Raw genomic sequence first — 17836 nt, forward strand, 5'->3', positions numbered from 1 at the left:
GAACACCATCCTTTAAGGGGGCATAATGAGTAAACCTAATGTAGTCTCCGCCATTGTTAACCCGGTTGGCTCCATGCGAGTACTGTCCAGCCGGGAAGTCAATATTCTTCAGGATAATACCAAAGCTGGCCTGCATCGCCTGTTCCGCCAGTGCGCCCTGGCTGTGTTAAGTGATGAGATGGAAGGTGACAGCGCAGAAGAGCTGTTACAAACCTACTCCGAATTTGATATCCGCATTGTTCAGGAACACCGTGGACTGAAACTAGAACTGATCAATGCACCGGCGTCTGCATTTGTTGATAAAAAACTGATCCGGGGTGTCAGGGAAAACCTGTTTTCCGTACTCAGGGATATTCTCTATGTTTCGTCCCTGATCACCAGCGACAAGCGTTTCGATCACGGAAGTTCATCCGACATCACACACCTGGTGTTTGAGGTGCTCAGAAATGCCAACGCCTTTATCACCAAACAGACGCCCAATATCGTGGTCTGCTGGGGTGGACACTCCATTGGCCGTGATGAATATGAATACACGAAACTGGTCGGTTATCAACTGGGCCTCAGAAGAATGAATATCTGTACCGGCTGCGGCCCCGGTGCGATGAAAGGGCCGATGAAAGGTGCCTACATTGGCCATGCCAAGCAGCGGATCAGTCATGGTCGTTTTATTGGGCTGACCGAGCCTGGCATTATTGCTGCCGAGTCTCCTAACCCGATTGTCAATGAGCTGGTTATCCTGCCCGATATCGAAAAACGTCTGGAAGCCTTTGTCCGTCTGGGGCATGGCATCATTGTATTTCCGGGTGGACCGGGAACCTGTGAAGAGATTCTTTACCTGATCGGTATTCTCCTGCACCCGGACAATACAGACATTCCCCTGACCATGATCCTGACAGGGCCCGCCGGGTCAGAAGCTTACTTTGAACAGATTGACAACTTCATTGGCAATACACTGGGCAAAGAGGCGCAGGAAAAGTACCAGATCATCGTCAATGATCCAGCCAGGGTTGCCACAATCATGGCCCGTGGCCTGGAAAAAGTAACCCGCTTCCGTCGTCGACATGGGGATGCCTACTACTTTAACTGGCTGCTAAAGATTGACCAGGAGTTCCAGCAGCCTTTCGAGCCCACCCATGAAAACATGGCCAGCCAGGAACTGCACAGCAATCTCTCGGCCCACCAGCTGGCAGCCAACCTCCGTCGTGTTATGTCGGGCATTGTTGCCGGGAATATCAAGGAAGACGGTGTTAACCTGATCCGTGAGCATGGCCCTTATAAGCTCAGTGGTGAACCGGGCCTGATGCAACAGATGGACACCCTTCTGCAATCGTTTGTTGATCAGCACCGGATGAAACTGCCCGGAAGCCACTACCAACCCTGCTACGAAATCATTGAATCCTGACTTTTTGTCAATTCCACCTGAAGAGGCCGCTTCGGCTTCTTCAGATGCTGCCTGCGTAAATCACAAATACTGAAACAGCCATTCACAGAAAAAATAGTGGCTATTACGGTCTTTACTTAACTTGAAAAGCACCTTTCGCTATACTGCCCGCGCCACCAGTGCTACTGGTAAAGATTTCCTTGGAACGTCTGACGGACCCATAAGATCATAAAGGTTTGTCGAAGGATCGCCCAAGAGCCTGCCACAGATGATGAGGGTAGAACTCGTGTTAGAAGCCTACAGAAAACACGTCGAAGAGCGTGGCCAAGAAGGTGTCCCACCTAAGCCGCTGAATGCAGAACAGGTGTCAGGCCTGATTGAACTGCTGAAAAATCCACCAGCCGGTGAAGAACAATATATTCTGGACCTCCTTGAAAATCGTATTCCCCCCGGTGTTGACGAAGCTGCCTATGTAAAAGCCGGATTCCTCTCCGCCCTCGTCAAGGGCGAAGCTGAATCCCCACTGGTTGACAGCAAGAAAGCCGTTGAGCTGCTGGGCATGATGCTGGGTGGTTACAATATCGAAACCCTGATAGCCCTTCTGGACAGCACCGAGCTGGGTGAACTTGCCGCTGAGCAGCTGAAAAAAACCCTGCTGGTGTTCGACTCTTTCCACGATGTGGAAGAAAAAGCCAAAGATGGCAATGCCAATGCCCAGGCCGTTCTGAAATCCTGGGCTGAAGCAGAATGGTTCACCGGGCGTGATGCCGTGCCTGAAAGCATCAAGGTTGCGGTATTCAAGGTGACCGGTGAAACCAATACCGATGATCTGTCCCCTGCCCCTGATGCCTGGTCTCGCCCGGATATTCCACTGCACGCTCGTGCTGCCTACAAGATGACCCGCGATGGTCTGGAACCTGAAGAGCATGGCGTCACCGGCCCGCTTGAGCAAATTGAAGCCATCAAGAGCAAAGGCCTGCCGGTTGCTTTCGTGGGTGACGTTGTCGGTACCGGCTCTTCCCGTAAGTCTGCCACCAACTCGGTGCTCTGGTTCTTTGGTGATGATATCCCCGGTGTGCCCAACAAGCGTGCTGGCGGTATCTGTATAGGCAGCAAGGTAGCCCCTATTTTCTTCAACACCATGGAAGATGCCGGTGCCCTGGTGTTTGAAGCCCCGGTGGATAAGTTAAACATGGGTGATGTTATCGAAATTCGCCCATACGATGGCAAGATTCTCTCTGAGTCCGGGGAAGTTCTGTCTGAGTTCACCTTCAAATCCGACGTTATTCTTGACGAAGTACAGGCCGGTGGCCGTATCAACCTGATCATTGGCCGTGGACTGACGGACAAAGCCCGTGAGGCACTGGATCTGGGCCATTCCGACATATTCCGCCGCCCGCAGCCCCCTAAAGAATCAACCCATGGTTTCACGCTGGCCCAGAAAATGGTCGGCAAAGCCTGCGGTGTGCCCGGCGTCCGCCCTGGCCAGTACTGTGAGCCCAAAATGACCACTGTCGGCTCCCAGGACACCACCGGACCAATGACCCGTGATGAATTGAAAGACCTGGCCTGTCTGGGCTTCTCTTCTGACCTGGTTATGCAGTCTTTCTGCCACACTGCCGCCTATCCAAAACCAGTAGACGTGGAAACTCATCACACTCTGCCGGACTTCATTATGAACCGGGGCGGTGTCGCCCTGCGCCCTGGTGACGGCATCATCCATAGCTGGCTGAACCGCATGTTGCTGCCAGATACCGTGGGTACCGGTGGTGACTCCCACACCCGTTTCCCGCTGGGCATCTCTTTCCCAGCAGGTTCAGGCCTTGTGGCATTTGCGGCGGCAACCGGTGTTATGCCATTGGATATGCCTGAGTCTGTTCTGGTTCGCTTCAAAGGTGAAATGCAACCGGGCATTACCCTGCGTGATCTGGTGCACGCCATTCCACTCTATGGCATCAAGCAAGGCCTTTTGACCGTCGAGAAGAAAGGCAAGAAAAATGCCTTCTCCGGCCGCGTACTGGAAATTGAAGGCTTGGAAAACCTCACCGTTGAACAGGCTTTTGAGCTCTCCGATGCTTCTGCTGAGCGCTCTGCTGCCGGCTGTACCATCACCCTGTCTGAAGAGTCCATCACTGAATATCTGAAGTCCAACATCACCATGCTGCGCTGGATGATCAGTGAAGGTTATGGCGATGCCCGCACTCTGGAACGTCGTGCCCGTAAGATGGAAGAGTGGCTGGCCAACCCAACCATGATGCGTGCGGATGCCGATGCCGAATACGCTGAGGTAATCGAAATCGATCTGGCAGACATCAAGGAACCCATTCTCTGTGCACCAAACGACCCGGACGATGCCCGTACACTGTCGGATGTTGCCGGTGACAAGGTCGATGAAGTGTTCCTGGGCTCCTGTATGACCAATATCGGTCACTTCCGTGCTGCCGGAAAACTGCTGGAACAGAACCATGATCCACTGAAGACCCGCTTCTGGATGTCGCCTCCCACCAAAATGGACAAGGCACAGCTGGAAGAAGAAGGCTATTACAACATTTACAACGACAACGGTGTGCGGACCGAAATCCCCGGCTGCTCACTCTGCATGGGTAACCAGGCACGTGTAGAGCCAGGCGCAACAGTACTCTCTACCTCTACCCGTAACTTCCCCAACCGTCTGGGGGATGGCGCTAATGTATACCTCTGTTCTGCTGAGCTGGCATCTGTCGGTGCCATTCTTGGCAAAATACCAACCGTGGCAGAGTATATGGCATACGCCAGCAACCTGGATGCCATGGCGGGTGACGTCTATCGCTACCTCAACTTTGACCAGGTAGAGTCTTATCAGAAGGCTGCTGACGATATCATCGCTAAAGCCAGCTGATACCCAGCTGATACATTGCTGCGTTAATCGACGCAAAAGCCCCTGTTATCAGGGGCTTTTTATTTTTATCATAGTTATTTAGATACCAGATGAGTGATGGCCTGCAATATGGACACGGCAACACCAGAATCCCATTTCACACCAGAACTGATCGCGTGGATAAAAGACAACATCCCGCTACTGAATAATATGGAAGTCAGTTTTGATCAGTTCAAGGATGGAGAATTAGTAATCAGCTGCCCACTGGCACCCAATATCAACGATAAAGGAACCGCTTTTGGTGGTAGTATTGCCGCGCTGGCCACCATCTGTGGCTGGCTGTTTACCACCCTTCACGCCAGAACACGTGTAAAGGACTGCGCTGCCGTTATTGCCGATTCCCAACTGACTTACCATGCTCCCGGCAAAGGCCGCATATCAGCCCATTGCAGTGCCGTGGTTCCCGACAGGTTTTTTGATCGTTTGAATGAGCGCCGCAATGCCAAACTGGAATTAACGGTTGAATTATATTCAACAGAGAAAGAAGAGCAGTCATCCATAAACATCGCAACCTACAAAGGCATTTATGTGGCGATGCCTGAGTAACTTACAGTTGCTTGATCATCTTGCTCAACTGATCAAGCAACGGTTTATCCAATTTCACCCGTCCCGAGTAGGCCGACTGAATATAGAGATCCACAATCGATAATAGTTGCGCACCCAACGCGTCATTTTCAGCGTTTACTCGCAATGCGAAATCTTTAGGCCCTTCCCCTGTCTGGCGTTCAAAACCCCTGGCAACCAGCTTGCGTTCCAGTCGTAACCAGAGCTTTTGATAAGGATTGAGCGCAGGCCTTTGAAAGAGAGCAAAGACCCCAAAAAGCAGCAGAAACAGCGCTAATAATGCACCGAGCACACCGACCTGCTGCCAGTAAAAAGACGAAGTACCAAACAACTCCTTCATAAAAGACTGCTGCTTTTCCTGCTGGTACTGCACCACAGACTTCTGCCAGCGGTACTCAAGTCGCTCCCAACCCTGTCGAACCGACTTGAAAAAGCCGGTTTGACCCAAACGATAAGCCAGAGGAATCTGCCCCTGCAACAATCCACCCTGATCAATCATGTCATCAATGCCAAGCTCAATACGTTCCGGTGCTACCGCTGCGGTGGGGTCAAATCGAATCCACCCCTGCCCTTCAACCCAAATCTCCGCCCAGGCGTGGGCATCTCGCTGAAGTACTCTGACCACCTTTTCTTCGGGTAAGTACTCCCCTCCGAGATAACCGGTCACGATGCGTGCTGGTATCCCCACCGAGCGCATCATAAACACAAAGCTGCTGGCATAGTGCTCGCAAAACCCTCTGCGATGGACAAACAGGAATTGATCGACCTCATTCTGCTCCATCAACGGTGGCGACAGTGTGTAGTAAAAAGGCTCCTGATTGAAATAGTCCATTACCCGTCGTCCCATGGTAACCGGATCCCGGCCAGACTGGGCAAACAACTGTTGCGCCAACATACGACTCTGGGCGTTACCATTGTCAGGCAAAGACTTATTAAGAGCCAGTAACCAGGAAGGCATAGTCATCGTCTTCGCAACCACGCTCTGTTGCGCAGGCTGATACAAGCGTCGTTCAAAAACAGGCTTATCTGCTTCCAGTCGTAAGGTTCTCAAAACTGTTGTTTCCGGAACCGCTACTGCAGCCATCCCGAGAACGGGAAGCCACTGTCGACCATTGGGCTCCAATAACACCTCATAGTTATACTGCCCTGGCTGAACCTGCCACCAGCCATCATTCACTGGCAATCTACCCCGCCAGTCTCGCTCATCATCGATTTCTCCCGGGAACTGATTTAATAAACGTATCAGGTCACTTTGCCACCACCGCTCACCATCGTACTGATCAAGAACCAGCGTTCTCCAATAACGTTCCCCGGCCGGTGGTACAGAACCCGTAAACTGAGCCCGAAAAGCCAACTCATAAGACTGGCTGAGTCTTGCCACATCACCTGGCTGCATCGCGTCAGACAGCCCGGTTTTAGCTTCTCCTTCAGGCCAGGGCACTGCCCATAATGGACCAAGACGGGGAACAAAAATAAACAGAGCCAACGTTAAAGGCAGGGCTTGCAGCAGAATAAGGCCGGAAAAACGAAGACTGCCTTTTATGGAGAAACTGGCGGAAGCACTGGATGTTGGCAAATACATCGCATGAATCGCTGCGACTAACACACCCAGGCACAATAACTGGTATAGCGCCTGCATCAGGGACTGGGAATAAATCACCCCGGCCCCCACCACAAAAAAGCCGATATAGGCGATCACCAACGCATCTCTGCGGATCTTCATCTCCAGCATTTTCAACGCGTAACCCGTCACCAGGAAGGTCACAGCCAATTCCAGTGAAAACTGCCAACCCGAGGACGTAATGATGATGACCAGGGAAAGGGCAACCAAAAGACGTCTTAACAGATCTGATGGCCAGGAGCCCCTGCCAAACCAGATCAGTGCACGCCACATCAGGGTAAGCACCAGTAGAGGAAGCACCGCAATGGGCAGGACCTCAAGCACCGGCAATGCCACCATAACCTGTGCCACCAGAAGCCAGAGCGTGGCATAACGGGAAACAGCCGGGCTATCCATTTATTCCTCCAGCCATACCCTGATCCAGCTCATACAACGCCAGCATCTCCAGGCACTGCTTTAAATGTACCTCACCGGTTGATGGTGCCAGTTGCTGCCCTGCCAGTGCCAGACCATAGGCATATTGTTGCTTATCACACTGCAAACACCAGGCGGTCAGAACCGAAAGCTTTTGCTCAAGATCTCCTTCCGGCACCTGATCCAGGGAAAACCAGAGTTCACGGCCTGATGGCTGATCAAACTGCTTGGTCAACAGCTCTTCTGTTCGGGCATAGCCTTTCCAGAAGACATGGGAAGGGGTATCTGTCTGCTGATAAGTTCTGAATCCGGCAAACTCTTCAGAACCTGATGTCGTCAATGACCGCTCACCATCGTCTGTGGTCTCATTCTCCGGTAACGGGTATCGATCATCCGGAGCCGGATAAACCAGCGAGTGAAAATCCAGACGAACCCAGCTCCATGCCCGACATAATCCCAAAGGGTAAATACTTTCTATACGCAGTCGCCCGGGCCGGAACCATCCCCGCAATCCAGCCTGAGCAAGCAAGCCCTGCTCACGATCGCTGTCAAAACTCACGACAACGGATTCGGTATCGGGCCAGCCAATAGCAATAGAATAACGCGGCCGCCGTTCACTGAGACATTCTATCGAAACCGGTATCCGCTCACCGGCAAATCCGGCTTCTGCCCTCTTGGCCACCAGGGTAATGCCGGCCAGATTACGCCACGTATGAATAATGGCTAATAAAAACAGGCTCAGCATAAAGAAGCAGAGACCATAAGCCAGTGAATTACGGTAATTAACCGCCACCAGAAAAATCACCAGCACCAGGGAAAGCCAGAAAAATCCCGAGCCTGTCGGTACAATATAAATACGACGCTGGTTAAGCTGAATTCGAGTTGCTCTGGGTGTGCGCTGATCAGCCCACTGCTGAAAACGCTGGTTCAGCCGACGCCGGGATGCAGTAACAAGTGAGTCTTTCATTGATGAACCACTCAAGCCATGGCATTAATACGGGCAAGGAGTTCACCGGGCGATATACCCTGTTTCTGCATGGTCAGCCGGTGCGTGGCAACCGGGACAAACACGGCCTGAATATCTTCCGGAATCAGGTAGTCCCTGCCGTCTATATAGGCCCAGGCCCTGGCTGCCTGTAACAATGCCAAACCCGCCCTTGGGGATAAACCAACGGCAAAATAACCCTCTTCACGGGTGGCCTTCAGTAATCGCAGCACATAATCCAGCAAGAGATCACTGGCGTGGACGTTATCGACTTCCTGCTGCATCAACAGAAACGCCTCTGGTGTCACTGACTGCCCCAGCTGGCTGACCAGAAATCGCCCGGCCTCACCCCGGAGAATGGCTTTTTCTGAGTCGGTATCCGGGTATCCCATGGGAATACACATCAAAAAGCGGTCCATCTGCGATTCTGGCAGTGGAAATGTTCCCTGTTGTGTCAACGGATTCTGGGTGGCAATCACCACAAACGGCTCAGGCAGCGATATGCCCTGCCCTTCTATGGTCACCTGTCGTTCTTCCATGGCTTCCAGAAGTGCACTCTGGGTTCGCGGTGAAGCGCGGTTAATTTCATCCGCCAGCAGCAGCTGGGAAAACACAGGACCCGGCTTGAACTGGAATTCAGATGATGCCCGATCAAAAATGGAAACGCCCAGAATATCGGCCGGCAACAGGTCACTGGTAAACTGGATTCGCTGATACTCCAACCCCAGCAATCGGGCCAGTGAGAGTGCCAGTGCTGTTTTCCCCATACCAGGCAGATCTTCGATTAACAGATGGCCCCGGGCTAACATACAGCACAATGCCAACCGAAGTTCCCGGTCTTTACCCCGAATAACACCAGACAGCGCGTCCAGAGAGTTCTGCAGCGTTGAGTTCATAAATCATGATTCCAGCTTTGTTCTTATTAAAAGCGCCATCCCCGGGCAGCACTGGGCTTACAACAACTGCCTGAGTCCCTTTTCCAGATCGGCTTTCAGGTCATCAATATTCTCAAGACCAACGGCAATACGAACCAGACTTTCTGTAATGCCTGACTTTATTTTGTCTTCATCGGATAAACGACAATGTGTTGTTGTTGCCGGATGGGTGATGGTGGTCCGGGTATCCCCCAAATTGGCAGTACGGGACATAATCTGAACACTGTCAATCACTTTCCAGGCGGACTCCCGACCACCGCTCACTTCAAAGGCCAACACGCCACCAAAACCCTGCTGCTGTTTTTTCGCCAGCTCATGGCCCGGATGGGAGTTCAACCCGGAATAATGAACGCGTTCCACAGCCGGATGCTGACTAAGCCAGAGTGCCAATTCCGAAGCATTTCGACAGTGCGCGTCCATACGCACAGAGAGTGTCTCCAACCCTTTATAAAACACCCAGGCATTGAACGGACTCATGGTTGCCCCCGCAGACCGCTGCCATAAGTGGACTTCATCCACGAGCTGTTTTCTGCCAACCACCATGCCTCCAAGGCAACGTCCCTGACCATCAATGTATTTTGTGGCCGAATGCACCACCAGATCCGCACCAAAAGAAAGTGGACGTTGCAGGGCCGGAGTACAGAAGCAGTTATCCACCATAAGCAAGGCGTCGTGACTGTGAGCAATATCCGCCAGCCGTTCAAGATCAGCCACATCACTCAATGGATTAGAAGGGGTTTCCAGAAATAGAAGACGGGTTTGTGGTGTCATCGCCTCTTGCCACCGTTGATAGTCCACCAGATCAACAAATGTGGTTTGCACACCGAACTTAGCAAAATACCGGGCAAAGACAGTGAATGTTGTGCCAAATACATTGCGGGAACAAACGACATGATCACCACTTTTCAGCAGCGACATACAGGTGCCAAGGATAGCGGCCATACCAGAAGCCGTGGCACAGGCGGTAATGTCGTCTTTAATCTCACTGCCTTCCAGCACCGCCATGCGCGCTTCCAGCATCTGGACTGAAGGGTTGGTATAACGGGAATAGACGTTACCCGGTTCATCCCCGGCAAAAACTGCCTGAGCATGGGCAGCACTGTCATAAACAAAACTTGAACTCAGATAAATGGCTTCACTGTGCTCACGCTGATCACTGCGAAACGAACCTGCCCGGATGGACTGAGTTGCAAATGCCAAAGTCTCAGTCAAATCATGATCATTCATGGAACTTCCTGAATTACCGCGTATTTTTTTGTAATTTATACCTTTGCCAGTCCGTTAACATACCAGAACACAGAACAAATCCACAGCCTGCTTTGAGCAAATTTCCGTTATCATTGTCAAACGGAAATACTCACCGCTGGAATCAACCGACAATATGGCACCAACACTGCTTCTGATTGATGCTCTGAACCTGATACGTCGCATCCATGCGGCCATTCCCTCAAGGGAGCCCCGGGCCGATGACAACCAACAGGTGGATGGGGCATTATCTGCAACACTGGCATCCGTGCAAAGAGCCATCAAAGAGTGTAACCCAACCCATATTCTGATGGTCTTTGATGGCGACCCTCCTACCTGGCGACACCAGCTTCTGCCAGGATATAAAGCACAGCGCAAGCCGATGCCGATAGTCTTACGACAGAGACTGGTTGAATTTAATAGTGCTTTCCGCGAGATGGGATTAATGACATTTCGTCGTAACGGCATAGAAGCTGACGACGTGATTGGTGCCATTACCCACAAGGCCATTGCCGTCAATGTCAACACGGTGATTCTGTCAACGGATAAGACATACCGGCAGCTGTTGCATTCGCCCCTGGTCATACAGCGGGATCATTTCCAGAAAGTGAATTTTGACAGTGCCTCTGTGTGCACAGAGTATGGAATGCCCCCTGAAAAGTTACTGGACTACTGGGGTATGGCGGGTGTTGGCGATGTTCCCGGTGTTGAAGGCGTAGGAAAGAAAGGCGCGACTGAGCTACTTAGCCGGTTTGGCAGTTTGCATGGGATATTCGAGCCTGAAGTGGCACATGGGGAAAAGGTGAAAGGTGCGCTGAAAAAGGTACTGGAGCAAAGAGAACAAGCCGAGCTATCGGTACGTTTGGCAACGTTACAGCATGATGTGGCGTTAGGGTTGAGCTTAAAAGACCTTCGATACCAGGAGACAACTCAGGGTTAGGCGACCACACCGGGACCCGACGCTGTCACGAAGCCCGGAAAAACGAAATTTGAGAGACGAAGGGTTACCGGCAGTAACCGGTCATAATATCGCTTCTACATGAACTTTTTACCGATCTACAAGTCTGCTGATCTATAGCATGTCGCATCTACCAAAGTTTAAAGTCAGGAGTGTTATTATGGATCGAGCAGGTTCATGCATTGAGCTTCGGAGTTACCGACAGGCTCCACAAAACAATTCTGAATCGGTTGTGAGGCAGGATGATCGAAGTTGTGGGACCAGGGCGTTTAAATGGATTGTCCGTCACCCTTTTCTGACAGCAGTTGCAACCGTAGGGTTGCTTGGGGCCGTGTCTGCTGGCATTTATGGCTTAACGCTGTTGGGTGCAGCAGCGCCTGTGGCAACGGCATTGTCTGCCCGAAATGTAACCGCCAAAGACCTGGCAACCAATACCTCGACCACCAAAACCCCGACAACCGAAGCCCCGACATCCGAAGCCTCGACCTCCGAAGCCCCGACAACCGAAGCCCCGACAACCGAAGCCCCGACAACCGAAGCCTCGACCACCGAAGCCCCGACAACCGAAGCCTCGACCTCCGAAGCCCCGACAACCGAAGCCCCGACAACCGAAGCCCCGACAACCGAAGCCTCGACCACCGAAGCCCCGACAACCGAAGCCTCGACCACCGAAGCCCCGATCTTTGGATCAGAAGATGAGAAAGACTTGAACTCCCTTTGCAAGGCTCCCAACTGCGCTTTTAAAGCAGTAAGCGCTGAATGCACAAAAAATTTCCATGTTAGACCGATATGTTGTGACAAATTCAACCCACATTGGCTCAGCTGGGCAAACGGACGAACCGGAGATTGGAGTAAACCTGACGTTACATATTTGAAATGCGCCTCATCATCAGAATGTACCAATAATTCTTCATTATTCATTAGCGCAGATCGTGTTGGCAAAGATAGTAGTGGATTTCGCTATGATACAGTAGATAAACTTTGCCAATCCAAAGGATGGGGTAAAGCTATTTACAGAATCCCTGATACCCGTACGCCCTGATTGTCAGGGTAACCACCGTGCCGAATCCGGCAAGTTCGTTTTCCAGCCGAAACATAGGTAAACATTATCATCCCCAACTTCGATTTTTCCACAAGCCCCTGGCGAGGCTGCCCCCTTCGAACCCGCTAAAAGTGAAAAGAAAAAAGACAGGTCCGTGCCGGAGGCCACCATTACTGTACTCACGACAAAAGACGAAAAGCCCGCTGGCTGCTGCAAGTGGCCTATGCTCGACTCAGCATCTTTTTTGTATAAAACACTGGATTTGTATTTTGCTCTGTAAGGGTATGTTTTTATTGCCATTGAGCCTAACAGTTCTGCGAGCTTTCATGATTTCCCACTACTAAAGGATTACCAACAGTAACCGGCCATAATGTCACTTCTACTACGTGAACTTTTTACTGATCCACGGGTCTACAAATCTGCGTGATGCCAGCTACCAACAAAGTTTTAAATCAGGAGTGTTATTATGGATCGAGCAAGTTGTTCAGATATTGCGCTTCATAATTACGCACAAGCTCCAAGAAACGATACTGAATCGGGTGTAAGGCAGGATGGTCGGAGTTGTGGGACCAAGGTGTTTAAATGGATTGTCAGTCACCCTTTTCTGGCAGCAGTTGCAACCATAGGGTTGCTTGGGGCTGCGTCTGCTGGCATTTATGGCTTAACCCTGTTGGGTGCAGCAGCTCCTGTTGCAAAGGCGCTGTCTTCCCGAAATGTAACCACCGAAACCATGGCCACCAATATCTCAACCACCGAAGCCCCGACCACCGAAGCCCCGACCACCGAAGCCCCGACCACCGAAGCCCCGATCACCGAAGCCCCGACCACCGAAGCCCTGACCACCAAAGCCCCGATCTTTAGATCAGAAGATGAGAAATTGTTGAACTCCCGATGCAAGGCTCCCTGCGCTTTTAATGCAAAAAGCGCTGAATGCACAGGAAATCCCCGGGTTAATCCGTCATGTTGTCTAGGATCCCTCAACTCCTCATATTGGATGAGTCAGCCAAACGGACAACCCGTCAATTGCACAACAAAATCACAAGCATGTACCAATCAATCTCCATCATTGAGTGGTGAAAAAGGTTTCTTTCATTCAATGAAGGATTTTTGTCAACAAAATGGGTGGGGTAAAGCTATTTACAGAATCCCCTAATACCCGTAAGCCTTGGTTGCCAGCCGAAAAACCAGAGGCAAACATTAACATCCACATGTCGATGTGCTTCAAAGGGTGATGCATCAGCGAAAAGAAAAAAAAACAGGCCGTGCTGGAGGCCACCACCGTTGATGTGCGCAGGTCAAAAGACGAAAAGCCCGCTGGCTGCAGCAAGTGGCCGATGCTCGACTCAGCATCCTTTTATGTTCGGCAAATAGCTCAGCCATTCACCTCACAAAACCAAATTTTTATCCTCAATTTTCTGTCGTCCTCGCTACGGGGTCGCCCAGACGGGCGCTATTCTTGAACAGCCTCCTGCTGGATGAAGGATTACCAACAGTACCCGGCCAAATGTCGCTTCTACGTGAACTTTTTACTGAACCACGAATCTACAAATGCGTATGACGCCATCTACCAAATTTTTAAATCAGGAGTGTTATTATGGATCCAGCAAGTTGTTCAAATTTCGAGCTTCATAATTACGCACAAGCTCCACAAAACGATACTGAATCGGGTGTAAGGCAGGATGATCGAAGTTGTGGGACCCGGGCGTTTAAATGGATTGTCCGTCACCCTTTTCTGACAGCAACTGCAATCATTGGGGTAGTTGGGGTTGCGTCTGCTGGCATTTATGGCTTAACCCTGTTGGGCGCAGCAGCACCTGTTGCATCAGCGTTGTCTTCCCGAAATGTAACCGCCAAAGCCCTGGCCACCAATGCCTCGACCACTCAAGCCTCGACCACTCAAGCCTCGACCACTCAAACCTCGACCACTCAAGCCTCGACCACTCAAGCCTCGACCACTCAAACCTCGACCACTCAAGCCCCGAGCTTTTTTAGATCATATGATGAGGAAAAATTGAACGCCCTCTGCAGGAGGCACGATTGCACTTATTATGCAATAAACGCTACTTGTTCAGAAAATCACCGGATTAAAACGATATGTTGTGACGCACCCACCCCATATTGGAAGACCGGGTTTCTCGGACGAGACTACATTGTCAGTAACGGTAAGATTACACCTCTTAGCTGCGACAATGGTAAATCAGAACTATGTACCAATCATTCTCCATTATTCTATAGCTACAATAATATTTTAAATAGACTTGATTCAACTGATCGTTATTGTCAACACCTTGGTTCGGGCAACGCCATTTATAGAATCCGCTAATACCCGTATGCCCTGGTTGCCAAGGCAGCCAGTGTGCCGAATCCGGCGGGTTCGGTTTCCAACCGAAAAATCAGAGGCAAACATTAACATCCTCATGTCGATAAGCTGTAAAGAACATTGCATCACCGAAGAGAAAAAGCCTGAAGCGTAGCGTAAGCCGATGCCGATGGTCTTTCGCCAGAAGCTGGTTGAATTCAATAATGCTTTCCACCAGATGGGACGAATGAAGATTCGTCATAACGGCATAGAAGAAGACGACGTGATTGGTGCCATTACCCACAATGCCAATGCCGCCAATGTCAAAACGGTGATTCTGTCAACGAATAAGGATTACCGGCAGCTGCTGCATTCAGGTCGAATGGGTGAGTCGAAGAATTAACGATATTAACCGGCCAAAAGGTCGCTCCTGCGTGAACTTTTTACTGATTCACCGATCTACAATAGGGCATGACGCCATCTACCAAGTCTTAAAGTCAGGAGCATTATTATGGATCGAGCAGGTTATTCAAATCTTATTGAGCTTAAGAATTACGGTCAGGTTCCACAAAGCGATGCCGAATCGGGTGCGAGTCAGGATAAACGAAGTTTTGGAACCAGGGCGATTAAATGGGTTGCCAATCACCCTTTTCTGGCAGCAGCTACAGCCATTGGGTTGCTTGGGGCCACTTCAGGTGGTATTTATGCCTTAACCCTTTTAGGTGCAGCAGCTCCTGTTGCAACGGCGTTGTCTGCCCGAAATGTAACCCTTCCAGGTGCAGTAGTTCCTGATGTAACGGCGTTGTCTGGCCAAAATAAAACTTACAACACCACGACCACCAAAGTACCGACTACCAGACTAACGTCTACAGAAGAACCGACTACCGAAGAACCGACCTGTACAGCAGTATGCGTTACATGTACAGGAAATGATAAGGTTAATCCGTTATGTTGTAATGAACTTCTCCCACTACGCCGAGTGCGTGTCGCAACTTGGAAAAGCAATCCAGACGGAGTAGTTCCCGCTGATCGTTCTATAACGTGCTATCAAAATTCATCACAATGCACCAATAAATCTGGTTTACTCACAATCCCAAGTGACAAATATTCTTTCGGCGTATATCACAATTCGATGGATGCTTTTTGTCAAGACAAAAAGTGGGGCAGCGCTAATTATACAGTTGCAGCAGCGCCTGTTACAACGGCTTTGTCTGGTCGACATACAACCAACAAAAGACCGATCTCCAAAACCACGACCACCGAAGCCCTGACCACTAAAACCCCGGCCACCGAATCCTCGACCATCGGAGCCTCGATCACCAAAACCCCGACAACCAAAGACTCGACCACCAAAGACTCAACCATCGAAGACTCGACCAACAAAACCCCGACAACCGAAGACTCGACCACCAAAACCCCGACAACCAAAGACTCGACCACCAAAACTCCGACAACCGAAGACTCGACCACCAAAACCCCGACAACCAAAGACTCGACCACCAAAGACTCAACCATCGAAGACTCGACCACCAAAACTCCGACAACCGAAGACTCGCCCACCAAAGACTCGACCACCGAATCCCCAACCTCTAGACCGGGTTAATCCGATATGTTGTAACTCGAACAACAACCCATATTGGGCGAGCTGGCCAAACGGAGAAACCGCCAGTGGCGGTTTACGTTTGACATGCGATCCCTTCAGATCACCAGCATGTACCAATAAATCTCCATTAAGCAAAACGAGTCAGAGATCCCCTTCGTTATGAAGATCAATAATATCACTCTCCGCCTGACGACTATCATCATTCCGGCTGGAAGCCAGCTGCTCCAGATAATGAGCATCAATATTACCGGCTACATAACAACCATCAAACACGGAGCAATCGAAATCGTTAATGGCCTGGTTGAGAGAAGAAACCGCTTTCTTAAGATCATCCAGATCCTGAAAAATCAGTTTATCGGCACCGATCAGTTCACAAACCTCCTGATCCGTACGACCATGGGCAATCAGTTCTTCCCGGGTTGGCATATCAATGCCGTATACATTGGGATAACGAATGGCAGGAGCCGCTGAACAGAAATACACCTTTTCGGCCCCGGCATCCCTGGCCATCTCAATAATCTGCTCACAGGTGGTGCCACGGACAATGGAGTCATCCACCAGCAGCACATTCTTACCGGCAAACTCCTGATGAATGGCATTCAGCTTCTGCCGTACAGACTTCTTGCGAATGGCCTGACCGGGCATGATAAAGGTCCGGCCAATATAACGATTCTTAACAAAACCTTCCCGATAAGGCAGACCCAGGCGGGTTGCCATCTCCAGGGCAGAGTTTCGGCTGGTATCCGGAATGGGCATCACCACATCAATATCATGATCAGGCCATTCCCGGAGGATTTTATTGGCCAGCGTCTGCCCCATACGCAGACGGGACTGATAGATAAAAATACCATCCAGGCTGGAATCCGGGCGGGCCAGATACACGTACTCAAACATGCAGGGAGTCAGTTTACCGGGCACACACTGGAAAGTATGGAGCTGACGCTGCTCATCAATATAAATGGCTTCCCCCGGAGCAACATCACCCACCAGCTCAAAGTCGAGGGCATCAAGGGCCACTGATTCTGAGGCCAGCATATACTCAGCACCGTTCTCAGTCTCCCGCTTACCGTATACCAGCGGCCGAATACCATGGGGATCCCGGAAACCAACCATGCCATGACCATTAATCAGGGCCACCACCGCAAAGCCACCTTCACAGCGCTGGTAAACACCGGTTACTGCGTTGAAAATATCTTCTGCCAGCGGTTTATGCTTACCCTCTTTGGCCAATTCATGGGCAAAAACATTCAGCAGGATTTCAGAGTCGGAGTGGGTATTAATGTGGCGGAGGTCACTGACAAACAACGACTGTTTGATATCATCCGCATTGGTCAGGTTGCCGTTATGGGCTAAAGCGATGCCATAAGGCGAGTTAACATAGAATGGCTGGGCTTCTGCTGAACTGGAAGTACCCGCCGTCGGGTATCGAACATGCCCAAGGCCGGAGCAGCCATTAAGCCGCTTCATATGACGGGTACGAAAGACATCCTTCACCAGCCCGTTATCTTTACGCAGGAAAAAGCGACCTTCATCAAGAGTCACCATCCCCGCAGCGTCCTGCCCCCTGTGTTGCAGCACAGTCAGCGCATCGAACAACAGCTGGTTAACATTCACCGTTGCCGAAATACCGACAATTCCACACATGCACTCATCCTCAGGATTGATCAGCTAATATCGTTATCGGAACTAATGATTAAAATTGCCTGTTCAATCACTTTAAACCCGTTTATCCCTGATAACGGAGAGCCTGAGATAATACGCTAAATCAGTGGATTACGAAAACCACAACTTTCCTTAAGACCAGCAAACTGCTAAAAAGTTTTTGCACAATACAGAACAAGTGACTATGGTTAATCTAGTTTAATTAGCTAG

At 50.6% G+C, this 17836-nt stretch carries 15 protein-coding genes; 7 read left to right on the forward strand and 8 right to left on the reverse strand.

What is annotated here, in order from left to right:
• Positions 1–25 precede the first annotated feature (25 nt).
• The 3 genes from ppnN (at position 26) to ACO6UX_RS04165 (ending at position 4844) form a co-directional block, all read left to right on the forward strand.
• A complete protein-coding gene (gene ppnN, locus ACO6UX_RS04155) occupies positions 26–1402 on the forward strand; it encodes a nucleotide 5'-monophosphate nucleosidase PpnN (RefSeq protein ID WP_422445118.1) in 1377 nt (458 codons plus the stop codon).
• Positions 1403–1667: 265 nt separating this feature from the next.
• Complete coding sequence (gene acnB, locus ACO6UX_RS04160; protein ID WP_422446135.1) at positions 1668–4259, forward strand: bifunctional aconitate hydratase 2/2-methylisocitrate dehydratase; 2592 nt, start codon at positions 1668–1670, stop codon at positions 4257–4259.
• A gap of 108 nt (positions 4260–4367) precedes the next feature.
• A complete protein-coding gene (locus tag ACO6UX_RS04165) occupies positions 4368–4844 on the forward strand; it encodes a YiiD C-terminal domain-containing protein (RefSeq protein WP_422445120.1) in 477 nt (158 codons plus the stop codon).
• Between the two features lies 1 nt (position 4845).
• Here the strand turns inward: ACO6UX_RS04165 and ACO6UX_RS04170 are convergent, their stop codons facing one another.
• From ACO6UX_RS04170 to ACO6UX_RS04185, 4 genes are read right to left on the reverse strand one after another with little or no spacing between them, the layout of a single operon-like run.
• Positions 4846–6879: a transglutaminase TgpA family protein gene (locus tag ACO6UX_RS04170; RefSeq protein ID WP_422445122.1), complete on the reverse strand. Its 2034-nt coding sequence runs from the start codon at positions 6877–6879 to the stop codon at positions 4846–4848.
• Positions 6872–7864, reverse strand: coding sequence for a DUF58 domain-containing protein (locus ACO6UX_RS04175; protein ID WP_422445124.1), 993 nt, complete (start codon positions 7862–7864; stop codon positions 6872–6874). Before ACO6UX_RS04175 ends, ACO6UX_RS04170 begins: the two co-directional genes overlap by 8 nt.
• Before the next feature lie 11 nt (positions 7865–7875).
• Positions 7876–8778 carry an AAA family ATPase gene (locus tag ACO6UX_RS04180; RefSeq protein WP_422445126.1) on the reverse strand — a complete coding sequence of 301 codons (903 nt, stop codon included), beginning with the start codon at positions 8776–8778 and terminating at the stop codon, positions 7876–7878.
• A gap of 57 nt (positions 8779–8835) precedes the next feature.
• On the reverse strand, positions 8836–10044 hold the full coding sequence (locus ACO6UX_RS04185) for an O-succinylhomoserine sulfhydrylase (RefSeq protein ID WP_422445128.1): 1209 nt from the start codon (positions 10042–10044) through the stop codon (positions 8836–8838).
• Between the two features lie 154 nt (positions 10045–10198).
• On the opposite strand from ACO6UX_RS04185, the gene ACO6UX_RS04190 reads away from it, so the two are divergent.
• Positions 10199–11002 (forward strand): 5'-3' exonuclease H3TH domain-containing protein, encoded by an 804-nt coding sequence (locus ACO6UX_RS04190; protein WP_422445130.1) that lies wholly within the window; start codon positions 10199–10201, stop codon positions 11000–11002.
• A gap of 363 nt (positions 11003–11365) precedes the next feature.
• Here ACO6UX_RS04190 and ACO6UX_RS04195 read toward each other — a convergent pair whose 3' ends face one another.
• The 3 genes from ACO6UX_RS04195 to ACO6UX_RS04205 form a co-directional block, all read right to left on the reverse strand.
• Positions 11366–11785: a hypothetical protein gene (locus tag ACO6UX_RS04195; RefSeq protein WP_422445132.1), complete on the reverse strand. Its 420-nt coding sequence runs from the start codon at positions 11783–11785 to the stop codon at positions 11366–11368.
• A gap of 931 nt (positions 11786–12716) precedes the next feature.
• Positions 12717–12998 carry a hypothetical protein gene (locus ACO6UX_RS04200; RefSeq protein WP_422445134.1) on the reverse strand — a complete coding sequence of 94 codons (282 nt, stop codon included), beginning with the start codon at positions 12996–12998 and terminating at the stop codon, positions 12717–12719.
• A gap of 157 nt (positions 12999–13155) precedes the next feature.
• Positions 13156–13389: a hypothetical protein gene (locus ACO6UX_RS04205; RefSeq protein ID WP_422445136.1), complete on the reverse strand. Its 234-nt coding sequence runs from the start codon at positions 13387–13389 to the stop codon at positions 13156–13158.
• A 267-nt stretch (positions 13390–13656) separates the two neighbouring features.
• Between ACO6UX_RS04205 and ACO6UX_RS04210 the strand changes: the two genes are divergently transcribed.
• The 3 genes from ACO6UX_RS04210 to ACO6UX_RS04220 all read left to right on the forward strand — a co-directional run bounded on the left by ACO6UX_RS04210 (position 13657) and on the right by ACO6UX_RS04220 (position 15964).
• Positions 13657–14385, forward strand: coding sequence for a hypothetical protein (locus tag ACO6UX_RS04210; protein WP_422445138.1), 729 nt, complete (start codon positions 13657–13659; stop codon positions 14383–14385).
• Positions 14386–14545: 160 nt separating this feature from the next.
• A complete protein-coding gene (locus ACO6UX_RS04215) occupies positions 14546–14764 on the forward strand; it encodes a hypothetical protein (protein ID WP_422445140.1) in 219 nt (72 codons plus the stop codon).
• A gap of 804 nt (positions 14765–15568) precedes the next feature.
• Entirely contained in the window at positions 15569–15964 is a 396-nt protein-coding gene (locus ACO6UX_RS04220) for a hypothetical protein (protein WP_422445142.1), read from the forward strand.
• 141 nt (positions 15965–16105) lie between these two features.
• Here the strand turns inward: ACO6UX_RS04220 and purF are convergent, their stop codons facing one another.
• Positions 16106–17608, reverse strand: coding sequence for an amidophosphoribosyltransferase (purF, locus tag ACO6UX_RS04225; RefSeq protein WP_422445144.1), 1503 nt, complete (start codon positions 17606–17608; stop codon positions 16106–16108).
• Positions 17609–17836 lie beyond the last annotated feature (228 nt).

This window comes from Endozoicomonas sp. ALB091 (genome assembly GCF_049310265.1).
In the GTDB taxonomy this organism is placed as follows: Bacteria; Pseudomonadota; Gammaproteobacteria; order Pseudomonadales; family Endozoicomonadaceae; genus Endozoicomonas.

Coding starts and splice junctions, on each gene's coding strand:
- ppnN (WP_422445118.1), top strand. CDS start 26: ATGAGTAAACCTAATGTAGTCTCCGCCATTGTTAACCCGGTTGGCTCC.
- ACO6UX_RS04165 (WP_422445120.1), top strand. CDS start 4,368: ATGGACACGGCAACACCAGAATCCCATTTCACACCAGAACTGATCGCG.
- ACO6UX_RS04170 (WP_422445122.1), bottom strand. CDS start 6,879: ATGGATAGCCCGGCTGTTTCCCGTTATGCCACGCTCTGGCTTCTGGTG.
- ACO6UX_RS04175 (WP_422445124.1), bottom strand. CDS start 7,864: ATGAAAGACTCACTTGTTACTGCATCCCGGCGTCGGCTGAACCAGCGT.
- ACO6UX_RS04180 (WP_422445126.1), bottom strand. CDS start 8,778: ATGAACTCAACGCTGCAGAACTCTCTGGACGCGCTGTCTGGTGTTATT.
- ACO6UX_RS04185 (WP_422445128.1), bottom strand. CDS start 10,044: ATGAATGATCATGATTTGACTGAGACTTTGGCATTTGCAACTCAGTCC.
- ACO6UX_RS04190 (WP_422445130.1), top strand. CDS start 10,199: ATGGCACCAACACTGCTTCTGATTGATGCTCTGAACCTGATACGTCGC.
- ACO6UX_RS04210 (WP_422445138.1), top strand. CDS start 13,657: ATGGATCCAGCAAGTTGTTCAAATTTCGAGCTTCATAATTACGCACAA.
- ACO6UX_RS04215 (WP_422445140.1), top strand. CDS start 14,546: ATGCCGATGGTCTTTCGCCAGAAGCTGGTTGAATTCAATAATGCTTTC.
- purF (WP_422445144.1), bottom strand. CDS start 17,608: ATGTGTGGAATTGTCGGTATTTCGGCAACGGTGAATGTTAACCAGCTG.